Annotated in this window: 19 protein-coding genes; 7 read left to right on the top strand and 12 right to left on the bottom strand. The window is 63.5% G+C overall.

Going from position 1 to position 20,826, the window contains the following annotated elements:
* Position 1: 1 nt before the first annotated feature.
* Together AC1DZP_RS27880 and cysG are read right to left on the bottom strand one after the other, a co-directional pair.
* Positions 2-307: a DUF2849 domain-containing protein gene (locus tag AC1DZP_RS27880; protein WP_477306851.1), complete on the bottom strand. Its 306-nt coding sequence runs from the start codon at positions 305-307 to the stop codon at positions 2-4.
* Entirely contained in the window at positions 304-1,755 is a 1,452-nt protein-coding gene (cysG, locus tag AC1DZP_RS27875) for a siroheme synthase CysG (protein ID WP_477306849.1), read from the bottom strand. The genes AC1DZP_RS27880 and cysG overlap by 4 nt, the downstream gene beginning before the upstream one ends.
* 487 nt (positions 1,756-2,242) lie before the next feature.
* Here cysG and AC1DZP_RS27870 point away from each other — a divergent pair, with 487 nt between their 5' ends.
* Positions 2,243-4,030 carry a cation:proton antiporter domain-containing protein gene (locus AC1DZP_RS27870; RefSeq protein ID WP_477306847.1) on the top strand — a complete coding sequence of 596 codons (1,788 nt, stop codon included), beginning with the start codon at positions 2,243-2,245 and terminating at the stop codon, positions 4,028-4,030.
* A 92-nt stretch (positions 4,031-4,122) separates the two neighbouring features.
* Here the strand turns inward: AC1DZP_RS27870 and AC1DZP_RS27865 are convergent, their stop codons facing one another.
* Positions 4,123-4,932, bottom strand: coding sequence for an AraC family transcriptional regulator (locus tag AC1DZP_RS27865; RefSeq protein WP_477306845.1), 810 nt, complete (start codon positions 4,930-4,932; stop codon positions 4,123-4,125).
* Positions 4,933-5,133: 201 nt separating this feature from the next.
* Here AC1DZP_RS27865 and AC1DZP_RS27860 point away from each other — a divergent pair, with 201 nt between their 5' ends.
* On the top strand, positions 5,134-6,054 hold the full coding sequence (locus AC1DZP_RS27860) for a zinc-binding dehydrogenase (protein ID WP_477306843.1): 921 nt from the start codon (positions 5,134-5,136) through the stop codon (positions 6,052-6,054).
* A 24-nt stretch (positions 6,055-6,078) separates the two neighbouring features.
* On the opposite strand, the gene AC1DZP_RS27855 is transcribed toward AC1DZP_RS27860, so the two are convergent.
* From AC1DZP_RS27855 to AC1DZP_RS27820, 8 genes are all read right to left on the bottom strand, one after another.
* Positions 6,079-6,831: an SDR family NAD(P)-dependent oxidoreductase gene (locus AC1DZP_RS27855; RefSeq protein WP_095084738.1), complete on the bottom strand. Its 753-nt coding sequence runs from the start codon at positions 6,829-6,831 to the stop codon at positions 6,079-6,081.
* 114 nt (positions 6,832-6,945) lie between these two features.
* Entirely contained in the window at positions 6,946-7,269 is a 324-nt protein-coding gene (locus AC1DZP_RS27850; RefSeq protein ID WP_477306841.1) for a hypothetical protein, read from the bottom strand.
* A 48-nt stretch (positions 7,270-7,317) separates the two neighbouring features.
* Positions 7,318-9,597 carry a transglycosylase domain-containing protein gene (locus tag AC1DZP_RS27845; protein ID WP_477306839.1) on the bottom strand — a complete coding sequence of 760 codons (2,280 nt, stop codon included), beginning with the start codon at positions 9,595-9,597 and terminating at the stop codon, positions 7,318-7,320.
* Positions 9,598-9,787: 190 nt separating this feature from the next.
* Positions 9,788-9,934, bottom strand: a complete 147-nt coding sequence (locus tag AC1DZP_RS27840) for a hypothetical protein (protein WP_013529552.1) — start codon at positions 9,932-9,934, stop codon at positions 9,788-9,790.
* 25 nt (positions 9,935-9,959) lie between these two features.
* Positions 9,960-10,214: a GlsB/YeaQ/YmgE family stress response membrane protein gene (locus AC1DZP_RS27835; RefSeq protein ID WP_457153965.1), complete on the bottom strand. Its 255-nt coding sequence runs from the start codon at positions 10,212-10,214 to the stop codon at positions 9,960-9,962.
* Between the two features lie 109 nt (positions 10,215-10,323).
* Complete coding sequence (locus tag AC1DZP_RS27830) at positions 10,324-10,527, bottom strand: hypothetical protein (protein ID WP_095084999.1); 204 nt, start codon at positions 10,525-10,527, stop codon at positions 10,324-10,326.
* A 93-nt stretch (positions 10,528-10,620) separates the two neighbouring features.
* Positions 10,621-11,241 carry a ribonuclease D gene (locus AC1DZP_RS27825; protein WP_095084743.1) on the bottom strand — a complete coding sequence of 207 codons (621 nt, stop codon included), beginning with the start codon at positions 11,239-11,241 and terminating at the stop codon, positions 10,621-10,623.
* 126 nt (positions 11,242-11,367) lie between these two features.
* The gene (locus AC1DZP_RS27820) at positions 11,368-12,753 is read right to left on the bottom strand and encodes a M20/M25/M40 family metallo-hydrolase (protein ID WP_477306837.1); all 1,386 of its coding nucleotides are present in this window, start codon (positions 12,751-12,753) and stop codon (positions 11,368-11,370) included.
* 421 nt (positions 12,754-13,174) lie between these two features.
* Here AC1DZP_RS27820 and polA point away from each other — a divergent pair, with 421 nt between their 5' ends.
* Together polA and AC1DZP_RS27810 are read left to right on the top strand one after the other, a co-directional pair.
* Positions 13,175-16,129 (top strand): DNA polymerase I, encoded by a 2,955-nt coding sequence (gene polA, locus AC1DZP_RS27815; protein ID WP_477306957.1) that lies wholly within the window; start codon positions 13,175-13,177, stop codon positions 16,127-16,129.
* Between the two features lie 10 nt (positions 16,130-16,139).
* Positions 16,140-16,760: a LysE family translocator gene (locus tag AC1DZP_RS27810; RefSeq protein WP_095085001.1), complete on the top strand. Its 621-nt coding sequence runs from the start codon at positions 16,140-16,142 to the stop codon at positions 16,758-16,760.
* Here AC1DZP_RS27810 and AC1DZP_RS27805 read toward each other — a convergent pair.
* On the bottom strand, positions 16,757-17,161 hold the full coding sequence (locus AC1DZP_RS27805) for a transcriptional repressor (RefSeq protein ID WP_477306835.1): 405 nt from the start codon (positions 17,159-17,161) through the stop codon (positions 16,757-16,759). The two genes, AC1DZP_RS27810 and AC1DZP_RS27805, sit on opposite strands and share 4 nt — an antisense overlap.
* A 260-nt stretch (positions 17,162-17,421) precedes the next feature.
* Here AC1DZP_RS27805 and AC1DZP_RS27800 point away from each other — a divergent pair, with 260 nt between their 5' ends.
* From AC1DZP_RS27800 to AC1DZP_RS27790, 3 genes are all read left to right on the top strand, one after another.
* Positions 17,422-19,626: a caspase family protein gene (locus tag AC1DZP_RS27800; protein ID WP_477306833.1), complete on the top strand. Its 2,205-nt coding sequence runs from the start codon at positions 17,422-17,424 to the stop codon at positions 19,624-19,626.
* A gap of 73 nt (positions 19,627-19,699) precedes the next feature.
* Positions 19,700-20,119, top strand: coding sequence for a hypothetical protein (locus AC1DZP_RS27795; RefSeq protein WP_477306832.1), 420 nt, complete (start codon positions 19,700-19,702; stop codon positions 20,117-20,119).
* Entirely contained in the window at positions 20,116-20,826 is a 711-nt protein-coding gene (locus tag AC1DZP_RS27790) for a DUF4760 domain-containing protein (protein WP_477306830.1), read from the top strand. Before AC1DZP_RS27795 ends, AC1DZP_RS27790 begins: the two co-directional genes overlap by 4 nt.

The raw sequence follows: 20,826 nt of genomic DNA, 5'->3' as shown, positions 1-20,826 counted from the left end.
GTTAAGCTGCCCGAGTCGCCTGCTTGGCAGCCTGCTTGCCGAGATCGTTGCGGACGGTCGGGCCGGCGGCACGGATCTTCTCGCGCAACCGCACCGGCTCGACCTTGCCGTTGACGACATCGGCGTCGATCAAATTGACGTCGACCACTTCGTTGTCGGCATACGCCTTGGCGCCGATCGCCTCCAGCCGATCCTCGGCCGCCTTGTCGTGCGCGAGGTCGGCATGGTCTACCGTCTCGGCCCAGCCGCCATCGGCATACCAGACGGCAATACCGTCACTGAGGCGGTTGGCGGTCAGTATCTTCATTGCTGAACTCCCTCAGTGGCAGCTGCGGACACGCCTGCATGCCTGTGAGCCGCGAGCGGCTCGGACCGTTCAAAGTTGGCGCCGGCAACCGCATCGCCGATGATGGTCATGACCGGGCCGGAAAGATCGGCACGCGCCTCCAGCGACGGCAGGTCGGCAAGCGTGCCGTGGAAGCGGCGGCGATTGGCGAGGCTGGCATTTTCGACCACGGCCACCGCCGTATCGGGCGACAGACCGGCCTTGATCAGCCGGCCGGCAACCTCGGCCGCCACCGAGCGGCCCATATAGACGGCGACGGTCGCGCCCGAAATGGCAAGCCTGGCCCAGTCGGGCAGTGAATTGCCCTTGAGGTCGTGGCCGGTCGTGAACACCATCGACGAGGAAACGCCGCGCAAGGTCAGCGGCAATTCGAAATCGGCGGCGGCGGCGAAGGCTGCGGTAACACCCGGAACCACCTCATAGGCGATGCCGGCATCACGCAGTGCTGCCATCTCCTCGCCGGCCCGGCCGAACACCAGCGGATCGCCCGACTTCAGCCGCACGACACGCCTGCCTTGGCGCCCAAGCTCGACCAGCAGCGCATTGATCTCGGCCTGGCTCTTGGTGTGGCAGCCCTTGCGTTTGCCGACCGGCAGGCGCTCGGCATCGCGACGTCCCATGGCAACGACCGCTTCCGGCACCAACGCGTCATGGACAATGACATCGGCTTCCATCAGCAGGCGGTGGGCGCGCAAGGTCAAAAGATCCTCGGCTCCCGGACCGGCACCGACGAGCGCGATATGGCCCGAAGGTGGCGTGTTTGAAAGCAGAAGATCGACGGCGGCGTCATGCGCCTGCGACAGCTGGCCTGCGTCCACCGCATGGGCAGGCGCGCCGCCGAAAAAGTCGTTCCAGAAGCGGCGGCGGGCATTGCCTTTCGGCAGCAGTTTCTCGGCAGCACCGCGAAACGACGCGGCAAGCGTTGCCAGCGGGCCAAGCGACGGCGACAGCAGCTGGTCGATGCGGCTGCGCAGCATCTGGGCAAGCACCGGTCCCGCCCCTTCCGTACCGATGGCGATGGCGACCGGCGCGCGGTTGACCACCGCCGGGGTGAAGAAATCGCACAGCTCCGGCCGGTCGACCGCATTGACCGGGATCCCCAGACGGCGCGCGTCCGCGGCCACGCGGCGGTCGAGTTCCTCGTCGCCGCTGGCGGCAAACACCATGACCGCGCCTTCGAGCTGCGACGCGTCGTACGTGGCGGCCACATGGTTCGCGCCAGCCTGAACGATGAAGGCCAACAGGTCGGGCTCGGCGTGTTCGGAAATGATGCGCAGGACCGCGCTCGACTGCCCGATCAGCCGCGCCTTGGCCAGCGCCTCGTCGCCGCCGCCGACGATGGCCACGGCTTGCCCTTCGACCCGCAAGAAGATGGGGAAGGCATTGAGCTTGGGAGTTGTGTGCGACATGGACGCGAGCGTAATCCTGAACAGGCCTGCAGTTCTACGCGCGGGCGCGAAAAACCAGAAGGAACGCACTCGCGCATCGCTTGTCGGGATGCAATCGCTTTTCTGAAAGCCTGTCGGCCAAGAGAAAAATATTCCTCGTTGGCACATGGAGCGGATTCAAGCTGCTGCCGCAGGCCTTGATTTGCGCCTCTTTTAGCGCCCGACGGAAAATATCTCAAAACAGTTTTTTCTAAATTCTACCAATTTAGTAGATTAAAGCCGCCTGTACCAAAACCCATGCAGGGCAGCAAAATCGCTGCCCTTTTTCGATCAGGCGGTGACTTGATCTGCGTGAATCTGACGGCTATTTGTTTTCTGCGCCTCTCGCCGTCGATTTTGCGCGCTTGCGGGTTGCATCGTCGACGCCCCTTCCACCATATTGCAAACAGGCGGCGGCTTCGGGCGGCGCACATCCGACATCTCTGGTTCGAAAGGCGCTCCATAGACAATGCCGCATGACACGCCCCTTATCGCCACCATCGTCGCCGGTCTGGGGCTGGCTTTCGTCTTCGGGGCTCTCGCCAATCGCTTCCGCATTCCGCCACTGGTCGGCTATCTCGTAGCCGGCGTGCTGGTCGGGCCGAACACGCCCGGCTTCGTCGCCGATGCCGGCCTTGCCGATGAGCTCGCCGAAATCGGCGTCATCCTGCTGATGTTCGGCGTCGGCCTGCACTTCTCGCTGAAGGATTTGCTGTCGGTGCGCGCCATCGCCGTGCCTGGCGCCATCGTCCAGATCGGCTTTGCCACCGCACTCGGCGCCGGGCTGTCCTGGATGCTCGGCTGGTCGATGGGCGCGGGCCTGGTTTTCGGCCTGGCGCTCTCGGTCGCCTCGACCGTGGTTCTGCTGCGCGCCTTGCAGGAGCGGCGGATGATCGAGACCGAGCGCGGCCGCATCGCCGTCGGCTGGTTGATCGTCGAGGACCTGGCCATGGTGCTGGCGCTGGTACTGCTGCCGGCCCTTGCCGGCGTGCTCGGCGGCCAGGAGCAGGCGGACACCCATGTCAGCGGCCTGCTGTCGCTGCCGGCCAGCTACGGCATCTGGGGCGTCGTTGGTATCACGCTGGCCAAGGTCGCCGCCTTCGTCGTCGTCATGCTTGTCGTCGGCCGCCGGGTCATCCCGTGGATCCTCCACTATGTCGCCCACACCGGCTCGCGCGAACTGTTCCGGCTCGCCGTGCTGGCCATCGCGCTTGGCGTCGCCTTTGGCGCGGCCAAGCTGTTCGGGGTTTCGCTGGCGTTGGGCGCCTTCTTTGCCGGCATGATCATGAGCGAGTCGGAGCTCAGCCATCGCGCCGCCGAGGAATCGCTGCCGCTGCGCGATGCCTTCTCCGTGCTGTTCTTCGTTTCGGTCGGCATGCTGTTCGATCCGTTCAGCCTGATCAGCAACGGCTGGCCGATCCTGGCGACGCTCGCCATCATCGTCATCGGCAAATCGCTTGCGGCATTCGTCATCGTCATTGCCTTTGGCTATCCGCTGGCCACGGCGCTGATGATTTCGGCAAGCCTTGCCCAGATCGGCGAATTTTCCTTCATCCTGGCCGAACTCGGTGTCGGGCTGAAACTATTGCCCGAACAAGGCCGTGACCTGATCCTAGCCGGCGCCATCCTGTCGATCGTCCTTAACCCGCTGATGTTCCTCGCCATCGACTGGATGAAACCATGGCTTGAAGCCCGCGCCGCCAGAACGGCGCCGCCAGTCGAGACAAAGCCGCTCGGTCCGGCGACGGAACCCGGCCAGGTGGCCTCGGTTGCGGCGACGACCAACAGGGAAGATGGGCCGCCGCCCAGGACAACCCTCGCCAACCACGCCATCCTGATCGGCTATGGCCGTGTCGGCAGCCTCGTCGGCGCGGCGCTGAAAGAGGCCGCCCTACCCTTCCTCGTCATCGAGGATGCCGACAAGACGCTGGCCAGGCTGAAGGCCGACGGCATCGAGACCGTGTCCGGCAATGCGGCGAATGCCGAAGTGTTCGCCGCCGCCAATCCTGAAGGCGCCAGGCGGCTGATCCTGGCCATCCCCAATGCCTTCGAGGCCGGCCAGATCGTGCTGCGGGCGCGGGCCGCCAACCCCGGCATCAACGTCATCGCCCGCGCCCATTCCGACGCCGAGGTCGAGCACCTCAAGGGGCTCGGCGCCGACACGGTCATCATGGGCGAGCGCGAGATCGCCCGCGGCATCGTCGAAGAGGTGCTTGGGCACAAGCCCCCCGAGGCCTCTGAACCGTCCGCTGCCTGAGCCGATCCAGAACGATAACGGGTCGCCACTGGCCGATGGCCGGCGACAGATTGCATCTGTCGACCTCAACCGTCCGCCCTCAATCGAATTGATCACGCAACGAATGCTGAGCCGCCATTCTGCGCAACGCTGCTGAGATACTGTGCAGGCGGCTTGCCCAGCGCCTTCTTGAACATGGTGATGAAGGCCGTCACGGACTCGTAGCCGAGATCTGCCGAGACCTGCTGCACGCTCGCGCCAGAGGCCAGTTCCCGTATCGCGACGATCAGATGCAGTTGCTGGCGCCAGCGTCCGAAGCTCAGGCCCGTCTCTCTCACCACCAGGCGAGCCAGGCTGCTCTCGCTGAGAGCGACACGCCGGGCCCATTCTGCCAGATTGCTGCGGTCGGCAGGATTCTCGGCCAAGGCATCGACGATCCGCCTCAAGCGCGGCTCTGACGATATCGGCATATGCAGCTGCTGGACAGGCATGCGCGGCAGTTCGCTGAGCAGAACCGTGGTCAAAACGGCCTTCCGTGAATCGTCGTCCTGCCCGTGATCGGCCAGCTCGACGATCAGTTCGCGCAGCAGCGGCGAGATCGACAGCGTGCAGCACCGGTCCGGCAGATCGGCGGCTCCCGGCTCGATGTACACGAAGAAAATCCGGGCGTTGGCGGTAGCGATGTTGCTGTGCTCCACACTGCCGGGGATCCACACGCCGCAATGCGGCGGCACCATCCACAGGCCGCTGGGGACGCGGCAGGTGACACCACCACCGAGCGCGAAGATAAGCTGGCCTTTGCGGTGCCAATGCGAGGGAACCTCAGCTCTGGTCTCGGTGACATCAACGCGCACGGCAATCGCCGGCTCGGAAAGCGCATCCACATCGAAATCGAGCCAGGGGTAGCGGAGAGGCTGTCTCATGATTGACTGTTTTTAGCGATTGATTGCGTTGATATCTAAATTATTCAAGCGGGAAAGTCGATAGGTTCCGGCTTGTGAATGAGCACGTCTGAGGCGCGCTGCGGGGTTCTTCGATCGGCGGCCATCTGCCCGCAAGCGAGACCGATGCTTAGCAGCCGCCCCAAGGCTATGCGCCCACCACGCAGCAATGAGGTATGAACAATGCTCGCCCTGGCCATCTCTCCGGATAGCGCAGCCGGGCTGAAGCTCGCGGAGCTCGACGAGCCTCAGCCGGCCTCGAACGAGGCGCTTGTCTCGGTCCACGCAACCTCGTTGAACCGCGGCGAACTGCGCCTGCTCGCCATTCGGCCGAACGGCTGGATACCCGGCCAGGACATCGTCGGGGTTGTCGAACGCCCAGCAGCCGATGGCTCCGGGCCAGCCGCGGGCGCCCGGGTCGCGGCTTTGGTCGACCAGGCCGGCTGGGCCGAACGTGTCGCCGTTTCAACCGACCGTCTCGCCGTCCTGCCGGACGACGTCAGCTTGGCCTCCGCAGCCACGCTTCCGGTCGCGGGCACGACGGCACTACGGACCTTGCGCCATGGCGGTGACCTGGCCGGCCAGCAGGTCCTGATCACCGGTGCAAGCGGTGCGGTCGGGCGTTTCCAGATCCAGATCGCCCGCCAGCAAGGCGCTTCGGTGACAGCGGTCGCTGCCTCCCGACACGACGAGGATCTCCGCCGCCTGGGAGCCGGGCAGGTTGTCGAGTCCATCGAGCGGGCTGAGGGGCCGTTTGCGCTGATCACTGAATCAGTCGGCGGCGAAAGCCTCGCACACGCGATCGAACGCGTCGCACCTGGCGGGACCATCGTCATGTTCGGCTCGAGCAGCGGCGAACTCACGCCAGTCGGATTCCGCCAGTTCGTTCCGGGTCACGAGGGGGCGAGGCTTCAGACTTTCGCGTATTACACTTCCGGTTCAGGCATTGGCGCGGATATCGCCTCGCTACTCGCCATGGTCGCGGCGGGCCGGCTCGAAACGCGCGTGGTCTTGACCGTCCCGTGGACAGACGTCGCCCAAGCCCTCGACGCACTGCGACAGCGCAGCATCAGCGGCAAGGCTGTTCTCACCATAACCGGATGAGCAGCCCTAGCCTGAGTCGGCCGCTCACACGTGCTGGCCGCCATTGATGTGGATTTCCGAGCCGGTCACATAGGACGCCTGCTGCGAGCACAGGAAGAAGATGATGTCGGCGACTTCCGCGGTGGTGCCAAGGCGCCTGAGCGGAATGGTCTCGACGATCTTGTCCGTGCCCGGCGACAGGATCGCGGTGTCGATCTCGCCCGGCGCAATGGCGTTGACGCGAATGCCGTGCGGGCCGAAATCATGCGCCATCTCGCGCGTCAGCGAGCCGAGGGCCGCCTTCGACGTCGCATAGGCGGTGCCGGCGAACGGATGCACGCGCGTGCCGGCGATCGACGTGACGTTGACGATCGAGCCCTTGGCCGCCGCCAATTCCTTGAACAGACCGCGCGCCAGCATGATCGGCGCGAAGAAATTGACCTGGAACACGTCGCGCCAGACATGCATTGGCGTATCGATCGAGTCCATCCGGCTGTTGCCGTCCTTGAGCTTCGGCGAAATGCCGGCATTGTTGACCAACGCGTGCAGCTGGCCGCCATGCGACTCCAGCCGGTGCCGAATTTCCGACACCGCGATGCCGACATCTTCCTGGTCGGCGAGATCGACCTTGATGTGGTCTTCCGGCCCGGCCGGCCACGGGCAATCCTCGGCAAAAGCCTGCCTCGAACAGGTGATGACGCGCCAGCCCTCGCGCGAAAAGCGCTTGACCGTGGCGTGGCCTATGCCGCGGCTGGCGCCGGTCAGCACGATGGTTTTTCGGGTGTCGAGTTCAGCCATTTTGGGTCTCCAGTCGGCAGATGTAGCCGAATGCCGCCGACGTAGCGAGAGGCCGAAATGTCACCATTCGACCGGACATGAGACCGGGAAGCCGACAGGCCAGCGTCCTTCTCGCTAGTAGCAGGTCGGGCAATCAAAAAGCAGGGCGAGATTAAGAAGAAAAGTTGCCGGTGCCAAAAACCAGAGAACACATTGGAAGCCGACGCGTGATCTCCGCATCAGGTGCCCACAGACCCAGGCAATGCCATAAGGTACCAGACACCCAATAATGACCGTTCCGATGATCGCGCCTATTCTTTCGTGGAACAGATACGCTGGATCAGAAAAACGCAGGTTCGGCAAATGCCTGAACACCACAACGCACGCTGGCATCGACAATAGCAAGAGCCATTGCCACCAGCTCAAATGGTTGAATTTTTCCCTTTTGACGTCGTCCATTCCAGCCTCGTCCATCGGTAGCGACAGCCGACCGGCCTCCGGAGCAGCTTAGCCGCCGCCGAGGATGTCGAGGATCGAGGTCTGCTTCTTCTTCAGCGGACCGCCGACATTGCCGGGCGGCACCGGATGCTTGATCGAAGCGGTGGCGCCCTCGTCCTCCGGCATGGCAAGGCCATCGGCATCAACGGTCTGGGCGGGACGCACGGCGCGGACCGGGGTTGGCGGAGGCGCGACCGGCGCAGCAGCCTGCGCGGCCGGCGCCTGTTGGCCAACGGACGCGGGCGGAATCGGCGCCGGCTGGCTGTTGTTTGCCGAAGGTATCTCGTCGGGCACGATCGTGTCGGCGGGGGTCGACTTCCAGGTGCCGGGCAGCGGCCGCACCGGCACGCCCTCATGCGCGGCGACCATGAATTCGTGCCAGGCCTGCGCCGGCAACGCGCCGCCTGTGACCTTCTTCATCGGGCTGCCGTCGTCATTGCCGAACCAGACGCCGGTGGTGAGATTGGCGGTGTAGCCGACGAACCACGCGTCACGCGAATTCTGGCTGGTGCCGGTCTTACCGGCCGACGGCCAAGCAAAAGCCGCCTTCCTGGCGGTGCCGGTCTCGACTGTGCCGGTCATCATCGAGTTCATCATGCCGACGATCTCGGGCTTGACGACGCGCGGCGCGCTGCCGCTGCCGCTGTCGTAGAGCACCTTGCCGTCGGTGGTCGTCACGCGGCGGATGAAATGGATGTCCGGCTTGTAGCCGCCATTGGCGAAGGGTACGTAGGCCGATGTCAGTTCCAGCGGCGTCACCTCCGAGGTGCCGAGCGCGATCGAGGTGTTGGACTGCAGCTCCGACTGGATCCCCATTCGGTGTGCCGCCTCGACGACGGCGTTCGGCCCGACCTCCATGGTCAACTGGGCAGCGACCGAATTCAGCGATTTTGCCAGCGCGGTCGCCAGCGTCACCTTGCCGAAATACTTGCCGCCGTAATTGTCAGGCGTCCAGTTGCCGATCTTGATCGGCGCATCGTTGCGCACGCTGTCGGGCGTGCGCCCGGCCTCGAGGGCGGCCATATAGACGAATGGCTTGAACGCCGAGCCGGGCTGACGGCGTGCTTCCGAGGCGCGATCGAATTGGCTGGTCGAATAGTCGTAGCCACCGACCATGGCGCGCACCGCGCCGGAATCGTCGATCGACACCAGGGCGCCCTGGGTGACGTTGAGCTTCTTGCCGCTGTCGTCGATCAGCTTGCGGATCGACTGTTCGGCGAGTTTCTGCAGCGTCAGGTCGACGGTGCTGTCGACGACGATGTCGCCGCGCACGTCGCCGATCAGGTCAGGCAGTTCTTCCATGATGGTGTCGGCGACGTAGTTCTCCGAGCCGGTCCAGTACGACGGCGCGCGCGTCGCCGGCGCGCTCATCGCGGAAGTCAACTCCTTGGCGCTGATCTTGCCCTCGTCGCGCATGGCGGCAAGCACGAGCTGCGAGCGTTCCTCGGCGGCCTTCGGATCGCGCGCCGGTGACAGCCGCGACGGCGCCTTCAGCAGGCCGGCAAGCAGGGCTGCTTCCGACAGGGTGACGTCGCGCGCGCTCTTGCCGAAATAGCGGCGCGAGGCCGCCTCGACGCCGTAGGCGCCGGAACCGAAATAGACCCGGTTGAGGTACATTTCGAGGATCTGGTCCTTGGTGTGCTTGTGCTCGAGCCACAGCGCCAGCAGCACCTCCTGCACCTTGCGCTCCAGCGTACGGTCTGGCGTCAGGAACAGGTTCTTGGCCAATTGCTGGGTCAGCGTCGAACCGCCCTGCGAGAAATGCCCGCCAAGCAGATTGGTCACCATCGCGCGCGACAGCCCGATCGGGTCGATGCCGAAATGCGAGTAGAAGCGGCGATCCTCGATGGCGATGACGGCCTCGGGGATATAGGGCGACATTTCGTGCAGGCCGACGGCCTCGCCACCGCTCATGCCTCGATTGGCGAGCAGTTGGTTGTCGACTGAGACGATCTTGATGTTGGGCGCGCGGTCGGGGATCGACCAGGTTGTCGCCGCCGGCATCTTGGCGCCGTAGTAGATGACGATGCCGGCCGCCGCGATGCCGCCCCAGATGGCGAGCACGAAGCACCAGTAGAACAGCCGGCCGAGCACGCCGAACAGGCCGCGCCGGCCTCTGCCGCGCCCGCCGCGCGACGATTTTCCCTTGGCCGGCTTGCGTTTTGCGGAGGCTTTGCTGTTGCTCGGCAAGACGCGATCCTCCTCGTTCACCGAAAGACCCGCCGAGGATTTCGCCTGCGGCGGTCCCTCGAAACTGGGTTCGATGCGACTGTCTCTGCGGTTCGCCATGCGCTGTGCTTGATATCCCCGATGCCTATGGCGTTCGGGTTGAAGAGTAGATGCGGCGGTTTAAAGGCGGGTTAAGTCGAGAAAAATCGAAGCAATGTGGATTCAATTGCTTGCGGATCGGCCGGAATGGCATATCAGCGCCGCCCGTTTACGCAACAAGGCGACGGCGGTCGGCGTCGGTCCGATGCGATCAATTCTGCTGGATCGAGATGCCCTTGTCGTCGATCTTGAGCTCGACGCCCTTCGGTTTGGTCTGCTCGCGATAGACGTAGATGCCGAGCGCGATGACCACGACGACGAGCGCGCCAATGACGAGATAGAGCGTATTCTGTTTCATGGCGCGCTCTTTCGGTTGTCGAGCGTCAAGCTCGTTTCAGGACCTTGACCAGCACCAAAAGGATGATGGCGCCAATCGTGGCGTGGATGATTGCTGCGAGAACGCCGCCGCCGATGGAGAAGCCGATCCGCGGGAACAGCCAGCCGGCGATGAACGCGCCGACGATGCCGACGATGATGTTGCCGATCAGGCCGAAACCGAAGCCGGACACGATGAGACCGGCGAGCCAGCCGGCGATGGCACCAATGATGATGAAGACGAGTAGGCTTTCGACACCCATGACGATTTCCTCCGAGCAAGAGGCGAGCGCGGAGCGGAAAGCTCCGAATCGGCCTCGATATCAACCATTTCAGGCTATTCGAAAGCTGCCAGCCTCGCCAGCGGCGCGCTCATTGGTCGTCATCGTCGCTTGCGGCAGGCCGCCAACTGGTCGGCTCGACCTTCTTTTGCGTATGACTGTCGGTGTAGACCCACCAGCCGTCGTCGCGATATTGCGCGATGGATTCGTTGATGACGCCGTCGCTGTCCTTCCAGGTGACGGAGACCTTTGAACCGTCGGTCGGCGCGGTCGCTATCGGCTTTCTGTCCGCCATGTCGTCCCCCCTTTGAACAGACCAGACTCAGCCGACAGAACGCGGCGCCCTGCATCTGGTTCCAAACGGGTCAGCAGAGTCTAAACAAGGTCATCAGCTGTGGGCGAAGATATCCTCTTCGTCCCAGCCCATGAGGTCGAGTTTGGCACGCGTCGGCAGGAAGCGGAAGCAGGCATCGGCCTCCTTGGTGCGCCCGTCTCGCGCCAGCCGCCCGGCCAGCACATCGCGCAAACGGTGCAAATAGAGCACATCGGAAGCGGCGTATTCGAGCTGTTCGGGCGACAGCGTCTCGGCCGCCCAGTCCGACGATTGCTGTGCCTTGGACAGGCCGACGCCGAGAAGCTCGAAGCAGATGTCCTTCAGCCCGTGCCGGTCGGTGTAGGTGCGGGTCAGCCGCGAGGCGATCTTGGTGCAGAACACCGGCTCGGGCATCACCCCGAACGCATTGTAAAGCACGGCAAGGTCGAAGCGCCCATAGTGGAACAGCTTGGTCACGCCACGATTTCTCAGTAGGCTTACAAGGTTAGGCGCCTTCTTCTGGCCTGGCGCGATCTGGATCACGTCGGCTGTGCCGTCGCCCGGCGAAATCTGCACCACGCACAGCCGGTCGCGATGCGGGTTGAGCCCTAGCGTCTCGGTGTCGATGGCCACCGCCCCGACATTGTAGTGCGAAAGGTCGGGCAGGTCATTTTTGTGGAAACGGATGTCGGCCATTGTCTTCTCCGGTCGAGTCTGCGGCATCACTTGAAGCGCAAGGGGGTGCCGCAACGCTTTTGTCTCGTGGCCCGTCCTCGCCGCGATCCGTTGAAAAATCAACAGGAAAACTGGGGTCTCGCCACCTCAGCGCGTCAACCCCTCCAGAATCCGCGCCCACGAACGCTGGCCCTTGTGGAAGGAGCTCAGCTCGTATTTCTCGTTGGGCGAGTGGATGCGGTCGTCGTCGAGGCCGAAGCCGACCAGCAGTGATTCCATGCCGAGATAAGTCTGGAAGTCGCCAACGACGGGAATCGAGCCGCCGCCGCCCGTCGTCACCGCCGGCTTCGGCCATTCGTCGGACAGCGCGTTCTTGGCCTTGGCCAGGAACGGCGAGTCATAGGAAAGCTGGATTGCCGGCGAGCCGCCATGCGGGTGGAATTCGACCGAACAGTCGGCCGGAATGCGCTCCCTGACGAACTTCTGGAACGCAGCGCGGATCTTGGCCGGGTCCTGCTTGTGGACGAGGCGGAACGAGACCTTTGCCGAGGCTTCCGCCGCGATCACCGTCTTGAAGCCCTTGCCGGTGTAGCCGCCGATGATGCCGTTGAACTCGGCCGTCGGCCGCGCCCACGTCAGTTCCAGCACCGAGCGGCCCTTCTCACCCGACGGGATCGACAGGCCGACGGGTCCGAGGAACATATCGGCCGTCTCGCCAAGCGTCTCCCATGATTTCAGGATCTGCGACGGCGTTTCCTCGACGCCGTCATAGAAGCCTGGAATGGTGATGTGGCCGTCCTTGTCGTGGATATCAGCCAAAACCTTGGCCAGGATGCGGATCGGGTTGGCGGCGGCACCGCCATAGAGGCCCGAATGCAGGTCGCGATCGGCGGYCTTCACCGTGATCTCCTCACCGACCATTCCGCGCAGCCCGACGCAGATCGACGGCGTGTCGCGGTCCCACATGCTGGTATCGCAGACCAGCGCGAAATCGGCCTTCAGCTCGTCGGCATTGGCTTCGAGGAACGGTTTCAGCGACGGTGAGCCGGATTCCTCCTCGCCCTCGAACAGGATGGTGATTCGGCACGGCAAATTGCCATGCACCTGCTTCCAGGCCCGGCATGCCTCGACGAAGGTCATCAGTTGGCCCTTGTCGTCGGCCGAACCACGCCCGGTGATCACCCTGTGGCCGGGCTCGATTTCCTTGACCGCAGGCGAAAACGGATCGCTTTCCCACAATTCGATCGGATCGACCGGCTGCACGTCGTAGTGGCCGTAGAACAGCACATGCGGCGAGCCGGCTGGTCCATCATGATGCGCAACGACCATCGGGTATCCGGGCGTGTCGCGCACGCTGGCGTCGAAACCGATCAGCTTGAGGTCTGCCACCAGCCATTCCGCCGCCTTGCGGCAGTCGGCGCCATAGGCCGGATCGGTGGAGATCGACTTGATCCTGAGGAGGCCGAACAGGCGCTCAAGGCTCTGGTCGAGATTCTTGTCGAGGCGATCGAGAACGGGGGAAACTGCGGACATTTGTGAAGCCTTTCGATTCAGTGCCGGGACCGTAAAGGCAGACTGGGCGAACGAAAAGCCCGGGACGATTGGACCAAGGCGCGCAATGCCCCTCGAACGACAAAAAAAGACCGCCGTGGTGGAGGGGGAACCACGGCGGCCTTCTACTCGAAACGATGCGGCAGCCCGGAGAGGGGGGATAGGCTGCCGCAGGTGTCCGGGATAGGCGGGGGACGGGCCTTGCTCCGGACTTCGGCGAAAACTGCCGATCACGTTTATTTGGGTCTTTGAACGTGGCGATTCAAGGGCATGAAAATTACACTTTTGTAACATGGGCGTGAGCAGTCCGGCCGCTGCCATTCTGTCAGGGTGTTGCCGGAACCGGTGGGTGCCGGCGCCTTTGGCATGGACCGCAGCATCGAGCCGCGCTATCCCTGCCGACATGAAAAAAGGCGATCATCTCTTCCTTATCGACGGCTCCGGTTACATCTTCCGTGCCTATCATGCTCTGCCACCGCTGACCCGCAAATCCGACGGCCTGCCGGTCGGCGCCGTTTCCGGCTTCTGCAACATGCTGTGGAAGCTGATGCTGGATGCCCGCAACACCGATGTAGGCATTGTGCCGACGCATTTCGCCGTTATTTTCGATTATTCCTCGAAAACCTTCCGCAACGATCTCTACCCCGAATACAAGGCCAACCGCTCGGCGCCGCCGGAAGACCTGATCCCGCAATTCGGCCTGATCCGCCAGGCGACCAGGGCGTTCAACCTGCCTTGCATCGAGATCGAAGGCTACGAGGCCGACGACCTGATCGCCACTTATGCCAGGCTGGCCCGGGAAGCGGGCGGCGACACCACCATTATCTCCTCCGACAAGGACCTGATGCAGTTGGTCGGCGCCACGGTCGGCATGTACGACCCGATGAAGGACCGCCAGATTGGCATTCCGGAAGTCATCGAGAAATGGGGTGTGCCGCCGGAAAAGATGGTCGACCTGCAGGCGCTGACTGGAGATTCCGTCGACAATGTGCCCGGCGTGCCCGGTATCGGGCCGAAGACGGCGGCGCAGTTGCTGCAGCAGTTTGGCGACCTCGACGGGCTGCTGGCCCGCGCCGGCGAGATCAAGCAGGACAAAAGGCGCGAATCGATCATCGCCAACGCCGACAAGGCGCGCATTTCACGCCAGTTGGTGACGCTGAAGGCCGACGTTCCGGTGGCAGAGGGTCTGGACGACTTCATCCTGCACGCGCCGGACGGACCGAAGCTGATCGGCTTCCTCAAGACCATGGAATTCACCTCGCTGACCCGCCGGGTGGCGGAAGCGACCGGCACCGAGGCCGGCGACGTCCAGGCCGTCGCGGTGACCGTCGAGCGTGCCGACGCCGCGCATGGCCCCGATGTCGGCGCGGGAACTTCCAACGTCCGACCTGCCCAGACCGGCGAAGACGGCGCGGCAAACCAGGCCCCGGGCGCCGACAAACCCATCAGCGGCGACACCCCTTCCCTGCTCGCCGCACTGCGGTTGGAGAGCGCCGCCACCCGCAAGATCGATACGTCAGCCTATCATTGCATCCGCGATGTCGCGACCTTGAAAGCCTGGGTCGCCGAGGCAACCGAGACCGGCCTTGCCGCTTTCGATGTGAGGGCGACGTCGGCCGATCCGATGCAGGCCGAGTTGATCGGCATGTCCATTGCCACGGCGCCCGGCCGCGCCGCCTACATTCCTTTTGCCCACAAGAGCGGTAACGGTGATCTGCTCGGGGGCGGCGCGGTCGAAAACCAGATCCAGCTTCGCGAGGCGCTGGCCGTGCTGAAACCGCTGCTGGAGGACCGGTCGGTTCTCAAGATCGCACAGAACCTGAAATACGATCTGGTCATCATGAGCCGCTACGGCATCGATGTCGCGCCTTTTGACGACACCATGCTGATCTCCTATGTGCTCGATGCCGGCACCCCTCATGGTCACGGCTTGGACTCGCTTGCCGAGAAATGGCTTGGCCACACCCCTCTCCAGCTCAAGGAGGTTACCGGCTCGGGCAAAAGCTCCGTCGGTTTCGATCAGGTCGACATCGACAGGGCGACGGCTCATGCCGCCGAGGACGCCGATATGACGATGCGGCTCTGGCTGGTGCTGAAGCCGCGGCTTGCCGCCAAGGGCCTGGTGTCGGTTTATGAACGGCTGGAGCGGCCGCTGGTGCCGGTGCTGGCGCGCATGGAACAGCGCGGCATCTCCGTCGACCGGCAGATCCTGTCGCGGCTCTCGGGCGAACTGGCGCAGGGCGCCGCTCGCCTCGAAGAGGAAATCTATCAGCTCATCGGCGAGCGCATCAACATCGGCTCGCCAAAACAGCTTGGAGACATCCTGTTCGGCCGCATGGGTCTGCCCGGGGGTTCGAAAACCAAGACCGGGCAATGGTCGACCTCGGCGCAGCTTCTCGAAGACCTCGCCGCCGAAGGCCATGAACTGCCGCGCAAGATCGTCGACTGGCGCCAGCTGACCAAGCTGAAATCGACCTACACCGATGCGCTGCCCGGCTTCATCCATCCGGACACCAAGCGCGTCCACACTTCCTACGCACTGGCGGCGACGACGACTGGCCGGCTGTCGTCATCCGATCCGAACCTGCAGAACATCCCGGTGCGCACCGCTGAAGGCCGCAAGATCAGGACCGCTTTCATCGCCGACAAGGGCAATCGGCTGGTTTCGGCCGACTATAGCCAGATCGAATTGCGGGTGCTCGCCCATGTCGCCGAAATCCCGCAATTGCGACAGGCCTTCGCCGACGGCGCCGACATCCACGCCATCACCGCATCGGAAATGTTCAATGTGCCGGTAGAAGGAATGCCTTCGGAAGTCCGCCGTCGCGCCAAGGCGATCAATTTCGGCATCATCTATGGCATTTCCGCCTTCGGCCTCGCCAACCAGCTGTCGATCCCGCGCGAAGAAGCAAGCAACTACATCAAGAAGTATTTCGAGCGCTTCCCCGGTATCCGCGACTACATCGAGGAGACCAAGGCCTACGCCCGCGAGCACGGCTTCGTCGAAACGATCTTCGGCCGCCGCATCCACTATCCTGACATCCGATCCTCCAATCCCTCGGTCCGCGCGTTCAACGAGCGCGCCTCGATCAACGCCCGCCTGCAAGGCACCGCCGCCGACATCATCCGCCGCGCCATGGTGCGCATGGACGAGGCGCTGGAGAAGGCGAAGCTGTCGGCCCGCATGCTGCTGCAGGTGCATGACGAGCTGATCTTCGAGACGGTCGAGGCGGAAGTCGAGGCGACGATCCCCGTCGTGCGTCACATCATGGAGAACGCGGCGATGCCGGCGGTGTCGATGTCGGTGCCGCTGCATGTCGACGCCCGCGCCGCCAACAACTGGGACGAGGCCCATTGAAGTGAGCGAAATGCTGCCGTTCTCAACGGCCACATTCCTCTCATTCGCGCTGGCGTCGATGCTGATCGAACTGACGCCAGGCCCCAACATGACTTACCTGGCACTGGTTTCGGCGAGCCACGGCCGCAGGGCGGGCTTCGCCACCGTGGCGGGCATCGCGTCGGGTCTGGCGGCCATTGGCGGCATCGCCGCCCTGGGCGTCGCCGAAGTGATTCAGGCGTCGCCCTTGCTCTACGAGGGTCTCCGCTGGGCAGGCATTCTGTTCCTGCTTTATCTCGCTTGGGAGGGTTGGACCGCTGGAACCGATGTGGTTTCGAACAAGGGCAATCCGGGTGGGAAGTATTTCTGGCGCGGATTTGTCACCAATCTCCTCAATCCGAAGGCGGCGATCTTCTATGTCGCCGTGCTGCCGACCTTCGTCGAGGCCGGACGGCCGATACTTGCGCAGACTGTCCTGCTTATCCTGACCTATGTGGCCATCGCGACAGCCATCCATGGACTGATAGTCGTGTTAGCGGGAGCGCTGCAGCCATTCCTCAACGATCCACGGCTGGAACGAACCAGCCGACGGCTGCTTTCGGCCTTGCTGGCGCTCGTTGCGTTCTGGTTTGCCTGGTCGACCGCGCGTTAGGCCGCTTCAGCCAAACACTTCGCACATGTCCCGCGAAATTCGATCACCGCCTTCTTGGCGGCGAAGCCTGTCGAGCGCACCCATTCGTCCAGCCGGTGGTCGACATCGTGATCGGACATTTCGGTGACCTGCCCGCATGTGTCGCAGATGGCGAAGGCGGTCATCGAATGGCTGTGGTCATGCGGCTCGGCGCAAGCGACGAAGGAGTTGATGCTTTCGAGCCGATGCACGAAGCCGGACTTCACCAGCGTGTCGAGTGCCCGGTAGACCTGCAGCGGCGCGCGAAAACCGCGCTCACGCAGCTGGTCGAGCAAGGTGTAGGCGCTGAGCGGCCCGCTGGYGGCCTCGAGTTTCTCGAGCACGCACAGCTGGTTCTTCGTCAGCACATCCCTTGCCGCCATGATCCTGTTTCCAACCTGTCCTGCGTCGCTCGCGCATCATTTCCGCGCGCAAACGATCCCTATCCATCCAGATAGCGACGAACAGGCATTTTTGCTACTGTTTACAACATCTCTGCCCCGGAAGGCTGTCGAGAAAGCCTATCGTCGACCGGAACGGGGTAACAGGCGGGTTGCTCTGCGATGCAACATTCAAAATACTGACAAAATCTTCGGCAAGGATTGCCGCGCTTGGGAATTCGATCGGGCTTGGGGAAGCAATCATGATCAAATTGACGCGGCGGACGCTGCTGGTCGGCACGTCCGCGCTGACGATGGCTGGCGCGGTGTCGTTCAGGACCATGGCAGCATCGCGCACTTACCATGCGCTGCTGGTCGCCTGCACCGAATATCCGAACCTGCCGCAGAGGAACTGGCTGATCGGACCGAAGAACGATGCGGGCCTGGTCCACGAGTACCTGTTGAAGAACGTGCCCGACCCGGTGCGGTTCGCGCCCGAGAATGTCACGCTGCTGGCCAAGGACGTCCCAGGCGCAAATGGCTTGCCGACCCATGCCGCGATCAAGGCCGCGCTGGCCGACCTCGCCGCCAAGGTGCAGCGCGACGATTTCGTCTATCTGCACCTGTCCGGTCACGGCGCCCAGCAGCCGGAGAGGGTCAAGGGCGACGAGACCGACGGGCTCGACGAGATTTTCCTGCCCGTCGACATCGACAAATGGATCAACCGTGATGCTGGCGTGCCGAATGCGCTGGTCGACAACGAGATCGGTGCTGCGCTCGACGCCATCCGCAACAAAGGCGCCTTCGTCTGGGTCGTGTTCGATTGCTGCCATTCCGGCACCGCGACCCGCGCTGTCGAAGTCGACGACGAGATGGAGCGCAAGGTCGAGTTCGCCGACCTGGTCGGCGGCAGCGAAGCCGAGCGGGCCGCGGCGATCAAGGCTTATGACGAGGTGACATCCGCCGCCGGCTCGCGCGGCGTCGACGACAACGGCAAGCGCAAGCCCGCCTTCAACCTGACCCCGACCGGCGGCGAACCGATCACCAAGGGCAAGCTGGTCGCCTTCTATGCCGCGCAGACAGTGGAGACGACGCCGGAGATGCCGCTGCCCAAGGGCACGACCGATGCACCCCGGTTCGGTCTGTTCACCTTCACCATCCTGTCGAAACTGGCCGAGAACCCGAACGTCACCTATCGCCAGCTCGGCCAGGCCGTGCTGCAGCAATATTCGGCCGACAGCCGCACGCGCCCGACACCGCTGTTCGAGGGCGAACTCGATGCCCGCGTGTTCGGCACCGACAAGACGGACGCGGTCATGCAATGGCCTGTTGTCATCAAGGATGGCGACGCGACGATCGGCGCCGGCCTGCTGCATCGCCTCACCCCCGGCAGCAAGCTCGCCATCCTGCCGTCGGCGCTGTCGCAGCTTTCTGACGCTGTCGGCTTTCTCGAGGTGCAGTCAGCCAGGAACCTGGAGAGCCGGGTCAAGCCGGTCGAATTCGACAAAAAGCCGGCGCTGAAGCTCGCCGATATTCCCGCCAACGCCTATGCGCGAGTGGCCGAGATCGCCGTCGACTACAAGCTCGCCGTGGCGCGGCCGGCGGCGACCAAGGGACTGGAAAAGCAAACCGCTCTGGTCAATTCGGTTCTCGACGAATTGGCTACGGCCAAGGAAACCGGCTTCAACATCGAACTGGTCGACCCCGGCAAGAGCGCCGAGCTTCGCTTTGCGGTGATGCGCGAGAATGCCATTGCCGGCGCTGCCAAGGACGCGACCGACAAGCCAGCGCTGTGGTTCCTGCCGGCCTCGGGCGACGTGACCTTGAAGGACGGCAGCAAGCCGCCGCTGATCATCATTCACATGGATGACCGGAAAAAGCTGGTCGAGGCCACGACCAGAAATCTGCGCACCATCTTCCGTGCCACCGGGCTGTCGCGGCTGGCGGCGGCATCCGACTACAAGCCGGAGGACGTCGATGTCCAGTTCCAGGTCAAACGCCGTGACAAGGATGGTCTCGAACCGTTGCAGGCTTCGGTGGTGCCTCGCGTCTCCCCGGGCGACGAAGTGCATGTGTTGGCAAAGAACAGCTCTGATCTGCTGGTCGACATCAACGTGCTCTATGTCGGCAGCGACTATTCGATCACCCACATCGTCGCCGAGCGCCTGGCGCCGCAAGCCTCGCTCGAAGAGGGGCTGCTGGCCTTCACCGACACCAGCTTCGGCATGGAAAGGATGATCGCGGTTTTGACCGAGGCGCCGCCGGAAAGCGAGAAGGAGGATCTGAGCTTCCTGGCGCAGGACGGCGTTGCGTCCATGACGCGCGGGCTAGGCCCTGCCAGCTTCTCCGACATGCTGACCGATATCGGCATGGCGCCGGCAACCCGCTCGGTGATGCGGCTCGCCGACAAGAGCGGCCCGAAGGGCGCGGTGATGATCTTCCCTATGGAAACGGTGCCACGCGCCTGACCGAATGCCGGCACAAGGGCCGGACCGGCTCTTGCGCGATCGGCGCGATATGAGAACATTCCCGGCGGGCGCAATGGCGCATGACCGCCTGACGAAGCGGATAGGATCGATTGTGAAGAAATCTATGTTTTCCTGGCGTGGATCGGTGGCTGGCCTTGCCGGCAGCCTGTTGCTGATCGCCAATGCTTCGGCGGACGAGGCCTGCGGCCTTTGTGTCAATCAGATCGTCACCAACTCTGAACTGGCAACCTGTTTTCTCGATCAGTATGATCAGATCGCCAAAAGCGGCAACGGAGCGGTTGTCGTCGATCTTAGCAACTGCGCCTCGCGGGGCGTGGTCGAGGCGCTGCCATCACCGAACAAGGGGGCGGCGGAGCCCGATGTGCAGTTCATGATTTCGCGCCTGCAGCTGGAATGCCTGAAAAAGAAGCTGGAGGCGCCCGGCATCGTGCTGGATCCCTCCGCCGTCATCGAACTGGACAGCTGCCAATGAAAAAGCCGGCGGCCAACACCAGGCAAACGGCAGCTGCCGCCGCCACCGCAAAGGCGCCAGCCACGAAGCCGGCTTTGCCGGAAACCACCGAGGGGTTTCCCTGGCCGAGCAGCCACGAGATCAAGAAGGAAGCGAACCCGTTCACCGACCGCGACTGGCGCATGCTGGTCTATGCCTGGTCGGGCCTGTTGGTGCGTCTGGCCATCATCTTCACCTTGATGTTTTCGATCTACCAGTTCCTCGCCAACCAGGAGCAGAAGCGCGTCGAGCAGACCATGTCGCTGGTTGAGCTCTGGGAAACCAAGGACTATCAGCAGGCGCAACGCGCGCTGAAAGATCGTCTTGCGGCCCTCAACGCCAAATATGACAATCTGCTCAGCGCCAACCCCTCGCCGACCGAGGAGCAGGTGTTCCGGCAGCGGATCGGCATCGAGGCGATGACCGCCAGCGGTGGCGACATGCCACTCGCCGATTTCAGCGAAAACTTCGACCGCATCGTCTATTTCCTCAACCGCCTGTCGTTCTGCATCGACGGCGATCTGTGTTCGCGCAAAGTGACCGACGCTTATTTCCGCGACTATGCCGTCTCGTTCTGGAGTTATTTTGCCGGCTATGTCGACAAGCAGCGCCAGGCGGGTTCACCGACTTTCGCCACGGCGATCGAGGCTTATGTGCGCAAAGGGCAACCCGCGGCCGAAGTCAAATAG

This window comes from Mesorhizobium sp. P2_F8, assembly GCF_056403655.1.
The sequence above is the reverse complement of the archived record's forward strand: the minus strand, read 5'-3'. Positions and strand labels throughout refer to the sequence as shown.